General features: G+C 64.4%; 14 protein-coding genes. 5 read left to right on the top strand and 9 right to left on the bottom strand.

The features are described 5' to 3' along the window. Nucleotides 1–99: 99 nt before the first annotated feature. On the bottom strand, nucleotides 100–420 hold the full coding sequence (locus PV768_RS07440) for a hypothetical protein (RefSeq protein WP_231754857.1): 321 nt from the start codon (nucleotides 418–420) through the stop codon (nucleotides 100–102). 117 nt (nucleotides 421–537) lie between these two features. On the opposite strand from PV768_RS07440, the gene PV768_RS07435 reads away from it, so the two are divergent. Beyond that, on the top strand, nucleotides 538–1,290 hold the full coding sequence (locus PV768_RS07435; RefSeq protein ID WP_157240881.1) for a GOLPH3/VPS74 family protein: 753 nt from the start codon (nucleotides 538–540) through the stop codon (nucleotides 1,288–1,290). A 60-nt stretch (nucleotides 1,291–1,350) separates the two neighbouring features. Here the strand turns inward: PV768_RS07435 and PV768_RS07430 are convergent, their stop codons facing one another. The 8 genes from PV768_RS07430 to PV768_RS07395 form a co-directional block, all read right to left on the bottom strand. After that, nucleotides 1,351–2,325 (bottom strand): LacI family DNA-binding transcriptional regulator, encoded by a 975-nt coding sequence (locus tag PV768_RS07430; protein WP_421092675.1) that lies wholly within the window; start codon nucleotides 2,323–2,325, stop codon nucleotides 1,351–1,353. Next, complete coding sequence (locus PV768_RS07425; protein ID WP_421092674.1) at nucleotides 2,322–3,614, bottom strand: hypothetical protein; 1,293 nt, start codon at nucleotides 3,612–3,614, stop codon at nucleotides 2,322–2,324. The genes PV768_RS07430 and PV768_RS07425 overlap by 4 nt, the downstream gene beginning before the upstream one ends. Next, complete coding sequence (locus tag PV768_RS07420) at nucleotides 3,611–4,759, bottom strand: N-acetylglucosamine-6-phosphate deacetylase (RefSeq protein ID WP_421092673.1); 1,149 nt, start codon at nucleotides 4,757–4,759, stop codon at nucleotides 3,611–3,613. Before PV768_RS07420 ends, PV768_RS07425 begins: the two co-directional genes overlap by 4 nt. 2 nt (nucleotides 4,760–4,761) lie before the next feature. Next, nucleotides 4,762–5,526: a sugar isomerase domain-containing protein gene (locus PV768_RS07415; protein ID WP_421092672.1), complete on the bottom strand. Its 765-nt coding sequence runs from the start codon at nucleotides 5,524–5,526 to the stop codon at nucleotides 4,762–4,764. After that, nucleotides 5,523–6,293, bottom strand: coding sequence for a 6-phosphogluconolactonase (locus tag PV768_RS07410; RefSeq protein WP_421092671.1), 771 nt, complete (start codon nucleotides 6,291–6,293; stop codon nucleotides 5,523–5,525). The genes PV768_RS07415 and PV768_RS07410 overlap by 4 nt, the downstream gene beginning before the upstream one ends. Further along, nucleotides 6,280–7,551 carry an AGE family epimerase/isomerase gene (locus PV768_RS07405; RefSeq protein ID WP_421092670.1) on the bottom strand — a complete coding sequence of 424 codons (1,272 nt, stop codon included), beginning with the start codon at nucleotides 7,549–7,551 and terminating at the stop codon, nucleotides 6,280–6,282. The genes PV768_RS07410 and PV768_RS07405 overlap by 14 nt, the downstream gene beginning before the upstream one ends. Nucleotides 7,552–7,589: 38 nt before the next feature. Continuing rightward, nucleotides 7,590–9,125, bottom strand: a complete 1,536-nt coding sequence (locus PV768_RS07400) for a sodium:solute symporter family protein (RefSeq protein ID WP_421092669.1) — start codon at nucleotides 9,123–9,125, stop codon at nucleotides 7,590–7,592. Between the two features lie 206 nt (nucleotides 9,126–9,331). Continuing rightward, nucleotides 9,332–10,678, bottom strand: coding sequence for an MBL fold metallo-hydrolase (locus PV768_RS07395; RefSeq protein WP_421092668.1), 1,347 nt, complete (start codon nucleotides 10,676–10,678; stop codon nucleotides 9,332–9,334). Nucleotides 10,679–10,896: 218 nt separating this feature from the next. On the opposite strand from PV768_RS07395, the gene PV768_RS07390 reads away from it, so the two are divergent. From PV768_RS07390 to PV768_RS07375, 4 genes are all read left to right on the top strand, one after another. Next, a complete protein-coding gene (locus PV768_RS07390; protein WP_421092667.1) occupies nucleotides 10,897–11,898 on the top strand; it encodes a LacI family DNA-binding transcriptional regulator in 1,002 nt (333 codons plus the stop codon). Between the two features lie 182 nt (nucleotides 11,899–12,080). Then, nucleotides 12,081–13,415 carry an extracellular solute-binding protein gene (locus PV768_RS07385; protein WP_421092666.1) on the top strand — a complete coding sequence of 445 codons (1,335 nt, stop codon included), beginning with the start codon at nucleotides 12,081–12,083 and terminating at the stop codon, nucleotides 13,413–13,415. 27 nt (nucleotides 13,416–13,442) lie between these two features. Continuing rightward, nucleotides 13,443–14,345 (top strand): carbohydrate ABC transporter permease, encoded by a 903-nt coding sequence (locus PV768_RS07380; RefSeq protein WP_157240890.1) that lies wholly within the window; start codon nucleotides 13,443–13,445, stop codon nucleotides 14,343–14,345. A gap of 2 nt (nucleotides 14,346–14,347) precedes the next feature. Beyond that, on the top strand, nucleotides 14,348–15,244 hold the full coding sequence (locus tag PV768_RS07375; RefSeq protein WP_421092665.1) for a carbohydrate ABC transporter permease: 897 nt from the start codon (nucleotides 14,348–14,350) through the stop codon (nucleotides 15,242–15,244). Nucleotides 15,245–15,257 lie beyond the last annotated feature (13 nt).

The following is a 15,257-nucleotide window of genomic DNA, read 5'->3' as shown; positions in this document are numbered from 1 at the left end:
GTGCCAGCAACGCCGCCCACCGGCGACCCCTCCGGATGCGACACGCAAGCGGACGACGGCGGGACGTCCCGCCGTCGTCCGTTTCCTTCTGCCCGTGGTTCAGGTGGAGAGGTTCCAGTGGACCCGGATGGCCTCGGCAATGGGACCGTCCTTGACGTCGACCCGGAAGGCAACGGGCGCAGTCCCTGTTTCTTCGATGACTGCGTCACGGTAGACGCGGCCGCAGGAGGGACAGAGCGTGTAGAGGTCCTCATCGGCGGGCCATTCCGCCAATTCCGGCGGGACAGGGGGTTCTCCTGAATGCACGGGGACGCCGCGTGAGTTGGCCTGTATCAATCCGTCCTTGCTGACGGTGTTGCCGCACACGCAGGTGATTGTGGTGACATCATGGTCAACCACTTCGGCAGTTTCGGTGTCCACGGCGACCTCCCCGGCGCTGGAAGAGACGTTACGGTATCAGCTTATGCCTGCCGATCCGCCGGGAAACTAGGTACTTCGGCCGTAGTAGCCGCTGCCAGGCGGGCGCACCATGGTGCTATGGACGCTGAAACACCGAAAGCGATGGAACTGAGCCTTCCCCAGGCGTTCCTGCTGCTGGCCACAAATGACACCACCGGAAAACCCGAAATTCCGGTCTTCGCACTGCGGACCACGCTGGCAGGTGCTGTGCTGGCCGAGCTGGACCTGCTCGGTGCTATCGAGCTGCAGGGCAAGCACGTCAGGGTTGCCGGCACTGCTCCGGACACCCATCTGCAGCACGAGCTGGAGCTCCTCCGCGGCAAGTCACGGCCGCATACTCCACGATGGTGGGTCTCGGCGCTTGAGAGCCGCGCCGAAGTGCAGCGCGTCTACGAGGGGATGGCCTCCCTGGGCATCGTGGAACACGTCGGCGAAAGGCACCTGGGCCTTTTCCGCGCCGTGCGCTACCCGGAAAAGGACCATGCTCCGGAGGCCGCACTCCTGAAAAAGATCGAAGCGGCACTCAGCGGTGCACCGTCCAACCTCGAGCCACCGGACACAGGGGCCGCCGACGCAACGGCCACCGATGCCGGCACTGCCGCACCCCAGGTACAGGATTCCGCGTCGGCCAAGACCGGCACCAAGGCCCCCGAACCCAGGACCATAGCGCTGATCGCCCTGCTCCAGGCGGCCGGGCTGCTCGGCAAGCTCTTCCCGGAAGCGGACAGGGTCCGGGCCAGTGAGCTGGCCAAGGACTACTGGCCGTCCCGCGCCGTGGAGGACGAACTCCGCATGATCAGGCTGGCGGAGGAAGAAGCCGCGAACTTGTGAGTTCGTGCCCCGACCTCCGCGCTCAGAGCGGCCATACCAGGGAACCCTAAACCAACTCGATCAATTCGTGGTGCCGCGAAGCACCAGGGACCCCTCGAGTTCGAAGCGCTGGTCGCTGCTCGCCCCTGGCCGGCCCGCCGACCTCAGCATTGCCACGGCGCTGCGGGCGGCAGACGCCAGATCCAGCGAGATGCTGGACAGCGGGGGATGGGTTGTTATTGCCAGGGTGTCATCACACCCCAGGACGTTGATGTCCTCGGGGACGCGCAGGCCGTGTGCCCGGAATCCTGACATCAGGCCGTGGGCAACAACGTCATCAAAGGCTACGACGGCGGTAGCTCCGGCGGCTTCCACCTCGCCGCTCACTTCAAGGGCATCAGCGTAGTTTCCGGACTTCGCGCGGAAGAAAAAGGTTTCAAGCCCGAGGCTCTCCAAGGTTGACTGCACGGCGCCATGACGCTGCCCATCAGACCAGGATCTCGCCGGACCGCCAACATAGGCGATACGGGTGTGGCCGGCGTCCACCAGGTGGCGGAGCCCGTCCGTGAGCGCCTTGGACGTGCTGATGAGGACGCGCGGGACGCCGGCGACGTCCCGGTTGATCAGCACCGTCGGCTGCCGCTCGGCAACCGTCTGGAGGACCCGGTCCGAGAGCCGCGACGAAGCTATGATCAGGCCCTCCACCTGCGGCGACAGCCGCTCAATCATTTGCAATTCCCGCTTGGTGTCCTCAGCTGTGTCTGCAACGAACACGGCGAGCCCGTAATCCTCCGCCGCCAGCTGCGCGTAACGGATCAGCGGGGGAAAGAAGGGGTTGGCAACATCGGGCAGCACCAGCCCGATTGCGCCTGAACGGCCGGTGATTAACGCGCGTGCATGGTGGTTGGGGACGTATCCGATCTCTGCAGCTGCGTCCATGACCCGTTGGACAGTCTCCGGCTTCAGCTTCCCGGGATCCGTGAATGCCCGGGACACCGTGGAAGGTGCCACCCCTATGAGCTTGGCGACCTGGACAATTGTGGATCTGGGCCTCACAGCAGCCGCCGTCCCAGTTCAATGGCCGTTTCCACCAGCTGCTCCGCGCTGCCCCGTTTGAAGGGGGCAGGCATCCCGTAATAACGATGGGCGTCCGTGACTTCGTATCCTGCGTGGCCATATTCGTCGGCAGTGGGAAAGTACCCGGGACAGCCGTTGCTGTAGCCGGCAACGAGGACGGGAGTGGCGAAGGCTTCCTGGATGCGCTCGGCACACCTGAGGAAGGGTTCCCCTGGCAGTGCCACCACCAGCAGGCTGCCCAGCCGGAGAACTGTCACCGTCCCCCTCCATTTCATGTCCCTCAGCAGGTGGTCCCGTGCCGCCCAATCGATCCAGGTCTGCAGCAAGGCCCTTTGCCCGGGCGCCGCGTCCGCCATGAGCTTAGTCCAGTGGGCCGCTGATTCCGCAGGGATGCGGGCGTCAAGTACCTCGAAGGAGAGGTCGATGGATGCTGCCGCAGCCAGAATGGCCCCTCCGAGCGGCTTGTTCGAGGTCCGTGCCTGGACCGCGGCCTCGCCGAGCAGTCCTCCTATCCGTTCAGCTTCCGCGAACGTCCGGTGCTCAGCCGCTGCCTGGGAATAGGAACTCTCAGCCGAATGACCGGTATTGACATCGCCGGCGGCCCCGGTCAGGAAGACAGCGGTGGAACCTGGGGCCGCGCGCTCAAGGTGGCTCCGCACGAAGGCCGGGTAGTCCCCGGAAACCAGCCGGTTGTCGGCGCCAAGCACAACGGGATGGCACGGATATTGCACCAGCCAGGCCCTGGCTGTCCCGTCGTCCCGCTTGAAGACCACAACCTGCAGTGCCGGATCTATCGCACGCCCGGGGTGCCGCCGGTTCTTGGCAATGCCAAGGCCCGCAAAGGATTCGTAATAGGCCTGGCACGGTTCCCGGGAGTTGGAGGCATCCTTGACGGCCACTGCCGCGGCCGCGCTGATGGCCTCGATGATTTCCGGGTCGCAGTCCCCCAAACCGCCACGCATGGCACAGGGCCCCGAGTGGGTGTGGGTGGCGCTGATCACAGCATGCCCTTCGCGGAAGGGGATGCGGTCCGCTATGGTCCGGCACGTGGGTCCGTCGAGACCGCACACATCCACCGTCACCCAGCAGAAGTCGTCGATCACAAGTGCCCGCACAGTCAGGGGGTCATGGACGCCGATGCTCGGCTCCACGCGTGCGGCGAATCCGGACATCATGGTGCCGGGCGGGACGGAAACCTCCACGGAGGCGGCGCCCACCCGCGGGCAGTTGCTGCCACTGTGGTCCGTTGTGATGGATGCGTCGTTCATCGGCCGATCTTCTCCCTCCTGGGCGAGGACCTGATGACCTCCAGCACCGTTCCGGAATCCGAGACGAGGACCATGTCCGCAGGTGCCCCGGGCTGCAGCGTGCCCAGCCCTGGACGGGCTCCCGGCAGAGTCCCAGCCGGATTTTCCGTGACGAGTTTTAGCGCCTGCCCCAGGCCCAGGCTCGTTGACCTGACCACGTTACGCAGGCCGTCGGGAAGGCTGGCCGCGGCGCCGGCCAGAAGCTCGGTGCCCACATGTGATAGCCGGCCGTGTTCATCGAGATCAACGCTTCCTCCCACAGGAGTCGCGTAGCGCCCCGGTGGCTTCCCGGCAACCGCTGTCATGTCCGAAACGAGAAATGCCCCGCGGGGTCCTTTGGCGCGCAACATGACCTCGAGTGTTTCGGACGGCAAGTGGTGGCCGTCCGCTATCAGGCCGCAGGTTACGCGGTCGTCGGCCAGTTGGGTCCAGATGGCGTTGGGATGGCGCGGAATCATCGTGGCAATTCCGTTGCCCAAGTGGGTTGAGAGTGTTGCCCCGGCGTCGATGGCCCCGAGGACCTGGGCCGCGGTCGCATGGGTGTGGCCGATGGAAATCCGGACGCCCATGGCGCAGATCTCCCGGATTCCCCTGGGCGCGTCAGCCCAGTGCGGCGATACTGTCACCACGCCGATCCTGGTGATAGCGCCCCATCGCCGCACCTCCTCGGGATCGATGGCCCGGACCTGGCTGGCGTCGTGCACTCCGCGCGCCCCGTCTTGGTCCGAAATGAAGGGCCCTTCAACGTGGACGCTGGGAACGGCGTCCCGCACCCGTGCATTCCCCTTCCGGGCCTTCTCCACACACCTGAGTGCGTGGCTGATAGCGTCTTCACTGGCGGTAATGACGGTAGGCACCCACGTGGTCACGCCGATCCGAGCCAGTTCCTCGGTGATTCCCTCGATCACCGTGCTATCGGCGTCGGGGCCGTTGACGTCCAGCCCCAGGTAACCGTTGACCTGCGCGTCGACGAATCCGGGGGACAGCACGGGCAAGTCCGAGGCGTTGGGATCGTGCCTGCGTTCAACGGAGACGATGTATCCGTCGTCATACCGGACAGTGAGGACGTCCCCGCGGGCAGCGTCGCGGCCCCTGACGGTCTGCACTGTCACAGGGAATGCACCCGGCCCTTGAACCTGTCGAGGAACTTCCGGTTCGCTTCGTCGCCGCCGGGGGCGTTTCCCGACCGCCAGACAGGCGGCTCGATGTTCCGCTCCGTCAGTTCCTTGATGGTGCACTGCACCAGCCAGTTGAGGGTGTAGGCGTTGGCGAAGGTCGAAACGGCACCGATTTTCTCGGTGACGCCTGGCAGCTCGACGACGGCGTCTCCGATCGGCACTTTCGTGTCAATGTGAAGGTCGACGACGTCATGCAGGTTGGATCCAGACGGGTGCCGTGCGGGGTGGCCGGCTGCCGTGCTGTCGGCATGCCCCCTAGAGGAGACGCCAATGGTCCGCACGCCCAGCGCAGCCGCCGCCAGGGCAGCATCGATGAGTGCAGTATTGATTCCGTAAGCGTTCACAAGGATCAACACGTCCCCCGGCGTAAGGCCGGCGTTTTCGATTACGATGCGGCCGTAGCCGGGCGTCCGTTCCATGGCCATTGAGCGCAGTGCCCCGCCGGAGAGCATGGTCCCCTCATCGAGGATCGCCGAGACGTGCATCAGGCCGCCGGCGCGGAAGAACACTTCCTGGCTGGCGAGGTTGGAATGGCCGCCCGGCCCGTAAATATGGATGAGCCGATCGGCAGCTATCTGGCCGGCAAGGAGTGAAGCCGCCTTCGAGATGGGTGCCTGCTCTTCGGCGTGAATCCGTTCCAGGAGGGCCGTGATCCGTGCCAGGTAAGTGGCGCCAAGGTCCGCTGCATCAGTCATCGCGGGTCAGACTCCCCGTCGAGGTACAGGGACGCATTGGCGTGGGTGCGAAGAATCGTACCGGGGTGCGTTCCTGAAACGGCCTTGGCGAGGGTTTCCGCAACCGCCTGCTTCTTTGCACTGCCCGGAACCGAGGCAACGATCGCCGCCGCGTTGAGCAGACGCGGAATGGTCACGGTCACGGCGTGGGTGGGCACGTCCTCCAGCCGCTCGAAGTGGCCCTCGTCAACCTGCTGCTGCCGTGAGACGTCATCCAAATTAATTACGCGGGCAGCCTTCTGGTCATTGAAATCAGCGGGCGGATCATTGAAGGCAAGGTGCCCGTTGACGCCGAGGCCGCACAGCACGAGGTCGAATGGGGCTGACCCCATAACGCGAGCGTAATCCTCCGCTCCTTGGGAAGCATCGCCGGCCGTGTTGATGCGGTGGAAGTCCTTGGGCGTGACTGAATCGAAAACCAGCCGTTGCAGCCAGTTCCCGAAGCCCTGCGGTGCATCAGGACGGAGTCCAACGTAGTCGTCCATGTGGAAGCACTCCACACGGGACCAGTCGACGTTTGTGACGGCAATAAGCGTTTTCAGGGTTTCCTCCTGGCTGGGCGCCGCCGCGAACATGACCCTGGCCGTGCCGTTGGCCCTGATTGCGTCCGCGATGACCCGGGCAGCGTGCTCCCCGGCTGCCTTGCCAAGTTCGTTCTTGCCTGGGTAGGCGCGGACTGCGAGCGTTCCGTAGTGAGCTGCGCTCACGGCGAGGTCACTGTGCTGCATGTAAATCATCCTTTTCGAGCCGATTGAGAAATAACAAAGTCCGCGCAATGTGGAACGGATCCTTGACCGGGAGGGCAACCACCATGTCCAGCGGCGCCCCCTGCCTGTCCCGGATCTGCGTCCATTCCTGTCCGCCCGGATCTGGAAAGGTTGCAAGCGTGTAGTCGGTGACCTTTGCATTCCACTCTTCGAAGCCGCAGCCGCCGTAGTGGCGGGCAAGAAGTTTGGTGGCGTACATGGCTTCCGCATGCACCCACCACAGCTTGGTGCTCCAGGTTGACTGAACAAGCTCCTCATACGGGTCACCGCCAAAGAGTGCCCCCGATGGTACTCCGCCGTCCTTGTCAACGTAGCGAAGGAGCCCTCCGTGCTCTTCATCCCAGCCAAGCTCCAGCGCGCGCAGGGCAAGTCCTGGCAGCCAGTCGGGGAGGGCTGCCGCTGAACCCCCTATAGCCTCCTGGCTGTGAATCAGCATCCACAAAAGTTCCAGGAGGTGCCCGGGCGTCCTGTGCCTGGCCAGGAGTGAGTCTTCGTCCTGCACCGAGTCCGGCCTGAACTCCCACCACTGCTTTTCCTGCAGCATCGGCGCCTGTCCCGGCCCCCCAAACAGTTGGCCGAGCGCAAAAGCCACGGCGTTCCGGGCCGCTTCCGAGCCCGTTGACTTATACAGCTCGGACCCGGCGTGAAGCAGTGTCATGGGACCTGCGAGGTCGCAGAAGCCCGGCCGGACCGGATAGGGAGCAGTCAAAGCAGTCCGTGACCGTATCCTCGCCAGGGAGCTGGCCAGGACTTCGTCAGCGGTGACCGAAGCCGCTGACCTGGCCGGCTCCGGATATGCCGGGTCCGTTGCTGCCCCTGCAAGGCCGAGGACCGCGAACAGGTCGGCAAACACGCTGGTGGCGAGTTCACTGTTCGGGCCCGAGGGCAGAGGGACCCCGGTCTGGTCTGTCCGGAAAGCGGTGAGTCCGCCCTCCAGCACGGAGTGGGTCCGGACGAACTCGGAGGTCTGGAGTGCCCGCCTGGACCACTTGTCGCCGTCGACCTTCAGCATCCCGGAGCGCGCATCGGCGGCAATTTCCGCACACAGCCACGCCCAGCGTCCCTGCGACCAGGTGTATTTATCACTCGACTCCAGGACGCCCGCGTTGGAATAACAGGTCAGGACGCCGCCATGAAGGTCATCCGCGCCGTTGCTGTCCCACCACGGAAGGATTGTGTCCTGGAGGTGGGCGCCCGGAGAGAAACCGGATCCTGTCATGTCCTGCACGGAAGGGGTGCAACCGGATTTCGCACCGGTCACGCCCGGACACCGGCCGGGACTGCTTGGTCCTCGACGTCGTCGGCAACATCGACGCTCAGGGAATCGACCAAGGCGTCGGACTCCTCGTTGCGCCAGGGCCGGATGACCCCCATGAGGCAGTAGACCGCGATGGAGGCGAGGATCGGGGCGGCGACCGAGACCGCCTGGGCAAGATCACCCAGCGCGGCGACCTGCGCTGTGAGCACGTACTTGTTCACGGCGAACACGATCAGGCCGGCGGCCCAGGAGAACAGCGCTGCTGACGGACCGCAGCGCTTGAAAGGCGCAAGCATGCCCAGCAGCATGGGAATGGCGATCGGGCCGACAAGGGCGCCGAACCACAGGATCAGGAGGCCCAGGACCCCGCCGAAGGAATCCGCGGACAATGCGATGAGCATCGAAAGTCCGATGAACAGAAATACGGACAGCCTGCCTGCCGCCAACTCGGTCTTGGAAGTCAATGGCTTCTTGGACCGCCGCAAGGCCGGAATGATGTCACGCGTGATCACTGACGAAATTGCATTTGCGTCCGAGGATGTCATGGCCATCGTGTGCGAGAACATGCCGGCAAGGACCAGCCCCACCAGGCCTGCGGGCAGCAGCATTTCGGTCAGCAGCGCGTAGGACTGCTCCGGCTTGGCCAGGTTTGGCAGAAGCAGCGGCGCTGCCCACATCGGGAAGAACAGAACCAGTGGCCACACCAGGTACAGGCCGCCGGAGAGAAGGATCGATTTCTTGGCCGAAGATCCGGTGGGTGCGGCAATGAACCGCTGGGCGAGGTTCCAGGTGCCGCCGTTGTAGGAGACGGTGCTGATGACGATGTAGGCGAGGAAGAACGCGATGGTCAGGTTTCCACCGAAGGGAGCGGAGTGGGATGGCGGCAGCTGCTCCCAGATACCGAAGATTGAGGAGAACCCGCCAAGCTTCGCCATGGCAGCAATCAGCAGGGCGATTGCTGCAACGAACTGGATGACAAACTGCCCGAAGTCGGTCAGCGCATCTGCCCAAAGGCCGCCGATGGTTGAGTACACCATGGTCACACCGCCGACGAGGATGATGCCGACGGACAGCGGGACTCCGGCGAAGGATTCGAGCAGGATGGCGCTGGCTGCCCATTTGGCGGCAACGTCAAAAATCTTCAGCGCGGTTCCCGACCATGCAAGAACCTGCTGGGCCGGAAGGTTGTAGCGGGTGGTGAGGTACTCCAGCGGAGAGATGATGCCCAGGCGCTGGCGCAGCCGCGGCCAGCGCGGTGCGAACAGGAACGACCCGACGACGCACGCGATAGTGATGCTTATTGCCCACCAGACGTAAACGGCAAATCCGGTGGTGTAGGCCAGTGCCGCATAGCCGACGAACACAGCCGCCGAATAGCCGGACATATGGTGCGAGATTCCCGCGAGCCACCACGGCATCTTGCCGCCGGCAGTAAAGAAGTCGGCAGCGTTATGAACCCTGCGCTTCGACCACCAACCGATGCCCACCATCACGACGAAGTATCCAGACAAGACGATCCAGTCCAAAGCGTGCATGTTTCTCCTAGCAGAAATGGAAGTGATGGGGACCACCCTCGCATGCAAACGTTTGCACAACAAGGCCTGGGGCAATGGCAAATTTTTGCGTGAAATCCACGAACCCGGGACGGGTGAACTACTAGAAAATGCAAGCGATTGCACGATGCTGGCCAAGGTGGGCAGCGGGGAAGAAGTGGCGTGCGCCTGTTGTTTCCGTTACCGGTTTATGCCAGGGCGAGGCCGGCCTTCCTCGCGTCACGGAATTTGGCATCGATGTGCACCACGTCGCGGCCTGCGCGCTGCAGCAGGCTTGCCGCCACCGCAGAGCGGTACCCGGACCCGCAGTGCACCCACAGCCGCCCGGCGGGCACCTCGTCCATGCGGCGCAGCAGCTCGTGAACCGGGATGTTTGTTGCCTCGCGGATGTGCGACTCTTCGAACTCGTCGGTGCGGCGGACGTCCAGGAGGGGCTCGTCCTTGGGCTTCTGCAGCACTTCCTGCCAGCCAACGCTGCGGTAGGAGGAGGTGGGTGCCCCGGGCGCGAGTTCCCCGGGTCCGCTGCCGATTGCCGCGTCCGGGTTGTCGATCCCGATGCGGGAAAGGTCCCGGATGGCGTTCTCCACGTCCTGGTGCTCACCCACCAGGGTCAGCTGTTCGTCCCAGGGCAGGACCCAGCCCAGGAAGGCGGTGAACTTGGTGCCGTCGCCGTATTCGAAGCTGACGCTGCCGCTGAGGTGGCTGTTGGCAAAGGCAATGCGGTTCCGCAGGTCCACCACCCACTCTCCCCGCTGGAGGCGGGCCGCCAGCTCATCCTGGTCCAGGGAGTCGGGCAGTTCCAGGTCCGGCGCCGTGGGTCCTGCCAGGTTGATCGGGGCCATATGGGCGTAATAGGACGGATAAGCCGTGAGGTTGTGGATGAGCTCCTGGACGAAGTGGTCCTCGTCCGGATCCGTCAGGGCATGGTTTTCCTTCAGCTGCTCGCCGATGGTGGAGGATTCCGCCCCGCTGGCCGGGCCTGAGGAACAGAAGGAGCCGAAGCCATGGGTGGGGTAGAGCCCGGCGTCCTTGCCGGCCTCGTCCACCAGGCGCCGCACCGAGGCGTATTGGTGGTGGGTGAGCGGCACGGTGTCTTCGTCGCTGACCAGGTCGGTGCGGCCCACGGAGCCGTAGAGCAGGCTCCCTCCGGAGAACACGGCCTGGCGCTCGCCGTCCGTGACGATGTAGGAGAGATGGTGGTGGGTGTGCCCTGGCGTGGCCACCGCCTTGAGGACCATCCTTCCCACCTGCACCGTGTCTCCGTCCGAGATCGGTTGGCGGGCGTACGGCACGTCGTCCGCGGCGTTGACCAGGTAGGCGGCATTGTGGTCACTGGCCAGCTGCAGCCCGCCCGTGACGTAGTCGTTGTGGATGTGCGTTTCCGCCACGTGCGTGATCCTCACCCCGGCGTCCGCGACGGCCTTGTCCACCCGGTCGGTGTCCCGCTGGGGATCGATGACGATGCCCACCGCGCCGTCGTGGACCAGGTAGGTGCGGTCGCCAAGCTGGGGCGTTTCGATAGTGACGACTTCCATGCCGGGTTCCTCCTTGGACGGGTATCAGCCTGATCGCCACGTTACCCCCGGCAATGCCGGGCTGGTAGCCCCGCCTGCACCCCTCACGCAGGAGGCGGACGACGGCGGGAGGTCCCGCCGTCGTCCGTCCCGACTGGCGGTAAAATCGTCAGCAGGCCCGCCGTCGGAAGGCGGCCACTCGCTGCCGGCTCTTGCCCGGAAAGTTTGGAAGGGGAGCATTGCGCGCAACGGTCAAGGATGTCGCCCGCCGTGCCGGGGTCTCACCCAAGACTGTCTCGAACGTGATGAACGGCATCGTTCCGGTGAGCGGGGCCACCCGGTCCAAGGTGGAGCAGGCCATCCTCGAACTGGATTACGTCCCCAACCTCTCCGCCCGCGGGCTGCGTAACGGGAGGTCCGGCGTGATTGCGCTGGCCCTGCCTGACCTGGGCACGCCGTACTCGGCAGAAATTGCCCACAATATTGTCGAAGTGGCACACGAGCAGGGCTGGATCGTGCAGATCGAGGAGACCGGCTCGGATCCCCAGCGCGAACACGAACTCATGGTGCGCGCCCGCTCCAACCTGATCGACGGGCTCATCCTTAATCCCGTAGTGCTGGACGAGAGTGCCGTGCAGGTGGGCGTTGCCCTGCCGCCAGTGGTCCTGCTCGGTGAGGTCAAGCAAAAGCTCGCCGACCGCGTGCACGTGGACAGTGTCGGCGCCGCGCGGGACATGACCCTCGCCCTGGCCGCGTCCGGGCGACGCCGGATCGCCGTCCTGGGAACCACCGAGGGCAGGGGATCCGCCGCGGCGATCCAGAGGACGCAAGGTTATGAAGAGGCCTTGGGGATCCTGGGCATTGACCGGGACGAGTCGCTGCTGATCCCCTGCGAAAGGTGGACGCCGCAGACCGCCGCCGATGCGCTTACGGCCTACCTGGATACGCATCCTGTTCCGGAAGCGTTGTTCTGCTTCACCGATTCCATGGCCATCGGCGCCCTGAGCGTGCTCTGGAAGAGGGGCCTGCGGATACCGGACGACATTGCCGTGGCGGGCTTCGATGACATTGCCGACGGCCGCTACGCCGTGCCTTCCTTGACCACTGTCTCCTTCGACAAGCGCGCCATTGCCAGCGAAGCCCTGCGCCTCCTGACGGAGCGGATGGCGGACAGGGGCCAGGAACAGCGCGTGGTCTCCATCGACTACACGATCGTGGAGCGGGACAGCAGCCGCGGCTGAAACGAGAGCATCCCACCAAGTTGTTGGCGCTAACAGTTTTTCCTTGCGGCAGCCATTACATCGATGTAACGTGAGACCTGCGTCACTTCCCCCAAGACATCTGCCGGGGACGGAGCGCGCCGGAACCGGAACTTTAGGCAACAGTAGGAACCTTTCAGCGGACCCATCCAAAGGAGTGATTGGTGAAGCAGTTTGAATTTTTGCCCGGGAAACAGTTGTCCCGCCGGCAGTTACTGACAGGAACGGCCGCCCTGGGCAGCGTCCTGGCAACAGGCGCACTGACGGGCTGCGGCGGAAACGCCCAGGCTGCCGGCGTGCGGGACATCGGGTTCTGGCATTTGCTGTCCGGGGGCGACGGCATCAAGATGCAGGCGATGATCAACGGCGCCAACCAGGCCAACCCTGCGTTCAAGGTGCATCCCACCGTGCTGGCGTGGGGGCCGCCGTACTACACCAAACTGGCCATGGCCTCTGCGGGCGGACGTCCGCCGGAGCTGGCGATCATGCATGCCAGCCGGGTGCCGGGCTACGCCCCCGGCGGCCTGATCGACCCCTGGGACCTCTCGCTGCTGGCAGAGCACGGCGTCACGGGCGACAACTTCGCCCCGCGCATTTGGGAGAAGAGCCAGCAGAACGGCAAGGTGTTCTCCATCGCCCTGGATTCGCATCCGTTCGTCATGTTCTACAACACGGACGTCGCCGGGAAGGCCGGAGTCCTGGCCGGAAACGGACAACTGCAGGAAGTGGCCTCCCCGCAGGAGTTCCTGGCCATGGCCAGGGAGATGCAGAAGGTCACCCAGGCCCACGGATTGTCCTTTGGCTACCTTGGCAGCGGATCCCAGATGTGGCGGCTTTTCTACACGCTCTACAAACAGCACGGCGCGGACATGACCCTGACGCCGGGCCAGCCGATGAAGGTCGACCGGGACGCAGCCATTGAGTCGCTGGACTTCATGGCATCGCTTTTCGACGACACCATCGCGGCCAAGAGCGGCGACATCAGCACGGGCATCGCGGAATTCGCCCGCGGCGGCTCGGGAATGCTGTTCAGCGGCGTCTGGGAGCTGCCGACGCTCAAGAAGGCGGGCCTGCCGGTGGATGCGGCCACCATTCCCACGCTTTACGGCACCGCGGCTGCCTACGCAGACTCGCATTCCTTCGTCCTTCCGCGGCAGCTGAACGTGGACGACACGAAGCGCCGCGACGTCTACAAGTTCGTCAGCGACGTCCTGAAGGGATCACTGTCCTGGGCAGAAGCGGGCCACATTCCCGCGTACCAGCCGGTGGTCCAGTCCCAGGCCTACAAGGACCTCACACCGCAGGCGCACTATGCCAATGCGGCCGACGTCATCGCCTACGACCCCGAAGCCTGGTTCAGCGGCTCGGGATCTGACTGGCAGACCTACTTCGCGGAGAACGTCCAGAACGTCCTCCTTGGCCGCGACAAAGCGGCCGCAGGTTGGGACGCCTTCGAAGAGCGCACCAACCACCTGCTTTCCCGGCCCAACCCCGTCTAAACCCACCGAGCGACAAAGGAGTCCTTCATGAGTTCTTCACTAGCAGCCCGGCGGAGCCCCGGGAGCCTCACCAGGAGCAACCTCAGCGGCTGGGGGTTCGCCGCGCCCTTCCTGGTTTTCTTCCTCGTTTTCCTTGTGTGGCCCCTTCTCTACGGCGTCTACATGAGCCTCACCGGCAAGTCCCTGACCGGAGCCAATGACAGCCTGATCGGCTTTGCGAACTACGCCGAAGCCTTGTCCGACGCCGGCATGTGGCGCTCACTCGGCAACACCCTGTACTTCACCGTGATCAGCACGGTCCCGCTGGTGCTGGTGGCCCTGGTGATGGCGGCACTGCTCAATGTCGGTTTGCCGGCCCAGTGGCTGTGGCGGCTCTCCTACTTTGCCCCGTACCTGCTCGCGTCCACCGTGGTTTCACTGTTCTTCACGTGGATGTACAACCCGCAGCTTGGCCTCATCAACGATTCCCTGTCCAAGATCGGAATCCCCAAGGTCGCCTGGCTCAACGACCCCAACGTGGCCATGTGGGCGATCGTCATTGCCACCCTCTGGTGGACGGTGGGGTTCAACTTCCTGCTCTACCTGGCGGCGATGCAGAACATCCCGCACCAGCACTATGAGGCAGCATCCCTCGACGGTGCCGGGGCCTGGCGCCAGTTCTTCTCCATCACCCTGCCACAGCTGACCCCCACCACCGTGATGATCGTGCTCCTCCAGATCCTCGCCTCGCTCAAGATCTTCGACCAGGTGTACCAGATGACCGCCGGAGGGCCCGGAGGATCAACCCGGCCCGTGGTGCAGTACATCTTTGAAACCGGATTCACCGGCTACCGGCTGGGCTATTCCGCAGCCATCTCCTACATCTTCTTCGGACTGATAGTGCTCGTCTCGGTCATGCAGTTCGTCATCACCCGCCGCAGGAGTGCATAACCATGGCAATTCAGACCCTCGACCGCCCCGAGTCAGGCATCAGCACCAGCCAGGACCTCCGCCAGCCACGCAAGAAAATGACGGCAGGCAAGATCGCCGCCGTCGCGGTTGCCGCGCTGATCGCAGTCCTCTGGCTGGTCCCCTTCGCCTGGGCAACCGCCACCGCCTTCAAGACCGAGACGGATGCCGCGGCTCCGAAGATCAGCTGGGTGCCGCCGTCGGGCTTTACGCCCGAAGCGTTCGTGAAAGTGTTCCAGGACGGCAACATCCCGCTGTGGACGTGGAACTCGCTGTACACCTCGGCGGCCATCACGGCCATCACCCTGGTGATCTCTGCGCTCGTGGCCTACGCACTGTCCCGGATCGACTTCAAGGGCAAGAAGGTGCTGATGACGGTGATCATCGCCTCCATCATCGTCCCTCCGCCGGTCCTGATCATCCCGCTTTTCTACCAGATGCTCGCCCTGCACATGATCGACACGTCCTGGGCCATCATCCTGCCGCAGGTCATCCACCCAGCGATGGTGTTCGTGCTCAAGAAGTTCTTCGACCAGATTCCCCGCGAACTTGAAGAAGCGGCAGTGATGGACGGCGCCAGCCGCATGCGGATCTTCACCCAAATCGTCCTGCCGCTGTCCCGGCCCATCCTGGCCGCCGTCGCCATCTTCGTGTTCATCGGCGCCTGGAACAACTTCCTGTGGCCCTTCATCGCCACCAACGACGGCGCGCTCCTCACCCTGCCGGTGGGGCTGCAGACCATCAAGAGCGCCTACGGCATCCAGTACGCGCAGAACATGGCGTCCGCCCTGCTCGCTGCGCTGCCGCTCATCCTCGTCTTCCTTTTCTTCCAGCGCCAGATCATCAAGGGCGTTGCGACGACGGGCCTCGCCGGAACCTGAACCGCCACCTTCC

It is taken from the genome of Pseudarthrobacter sp. CC4 (genome assembly GCF_048957775.1).
Classification (GTDB): domain Bacteria; phylum Actinomycetota; class Actinomycetes; order Actinomycetales; family Micrococcaceae; genus Arthrobacter.
This window is presented reverse-complemented; position numbering and strand designations above follow the sequence as displayed.

What these genes read in the sequence shown, in the direction of transcription:
- PV768_RS07435 (WP_157240881.1), top strand. Translation starts at nt 538, where the DNA reads ATGGACGCTGAAACACCGAAAGCGATGGAACTGAGCCTTCCCCAGGCG.
- PV768_RS07425 (WP_421092674.1), bottom strand. Translation starts at nt 3,614, where the DNA reads ATGAACGACGCATCCATCACAACGGACCACAGTGGCAGCAACTGCCCG.
- PV768_RS07415 (WP_421092672.1), bottom strand. Translation starts at nt 5,526, where the DNA reads ATGACTGATGCAGCGGACCTTGGCGCCACTTACCTGGCACGGATCACG.
- PV768_RS07410 (WP_421092671.1), bottom strand. Translation starts at nt 6,293, where the DNA reads ATGCAGCACAGTGACCTCGCCGTGAGCGCAGCTCACTACGGAACGCTC.
- PV768_RS07405 (WP_421092670.1), bottom strand. Translation starts at nt 7,551, where the DNA reads ATGACAGGATCCGGTTTCTCTCCGGGCGCCCACCTCCAGGACACAATC.
- PV768_RS07400 (WP_421092669.1), bottom strand. Translation starts at nt 9,125, where the DNA reads ATGCACGCTTTGGACTGGATCGTCTTGTCTGGATACTTCGTCGTGATG.
- PV768_RS07395 (WP_421092668.1), bottom strand. Translation starts at nt 10,678, where the DNA reads ATGGAAGTCGTCACTATCGAAACGCCCCAGCTTGGCGACCGCACCTAC.
- PV768_RS07380 (WP_157240890.1), top strand. Translation starts at nt 13,443, where the DNA reads ATGAGTTCTTCACTAGCAGCCCGGCGGAGCCCCGGGAGCCTCACCAGG.
- PV768_RS07375 (WP_421092665.1), top strand. Translation starts at nt 14,348, where the DNA reads ATGGCAATTCAGACCCTCGACCGCCCCGAGTCAGGCATCAGCACCAGC.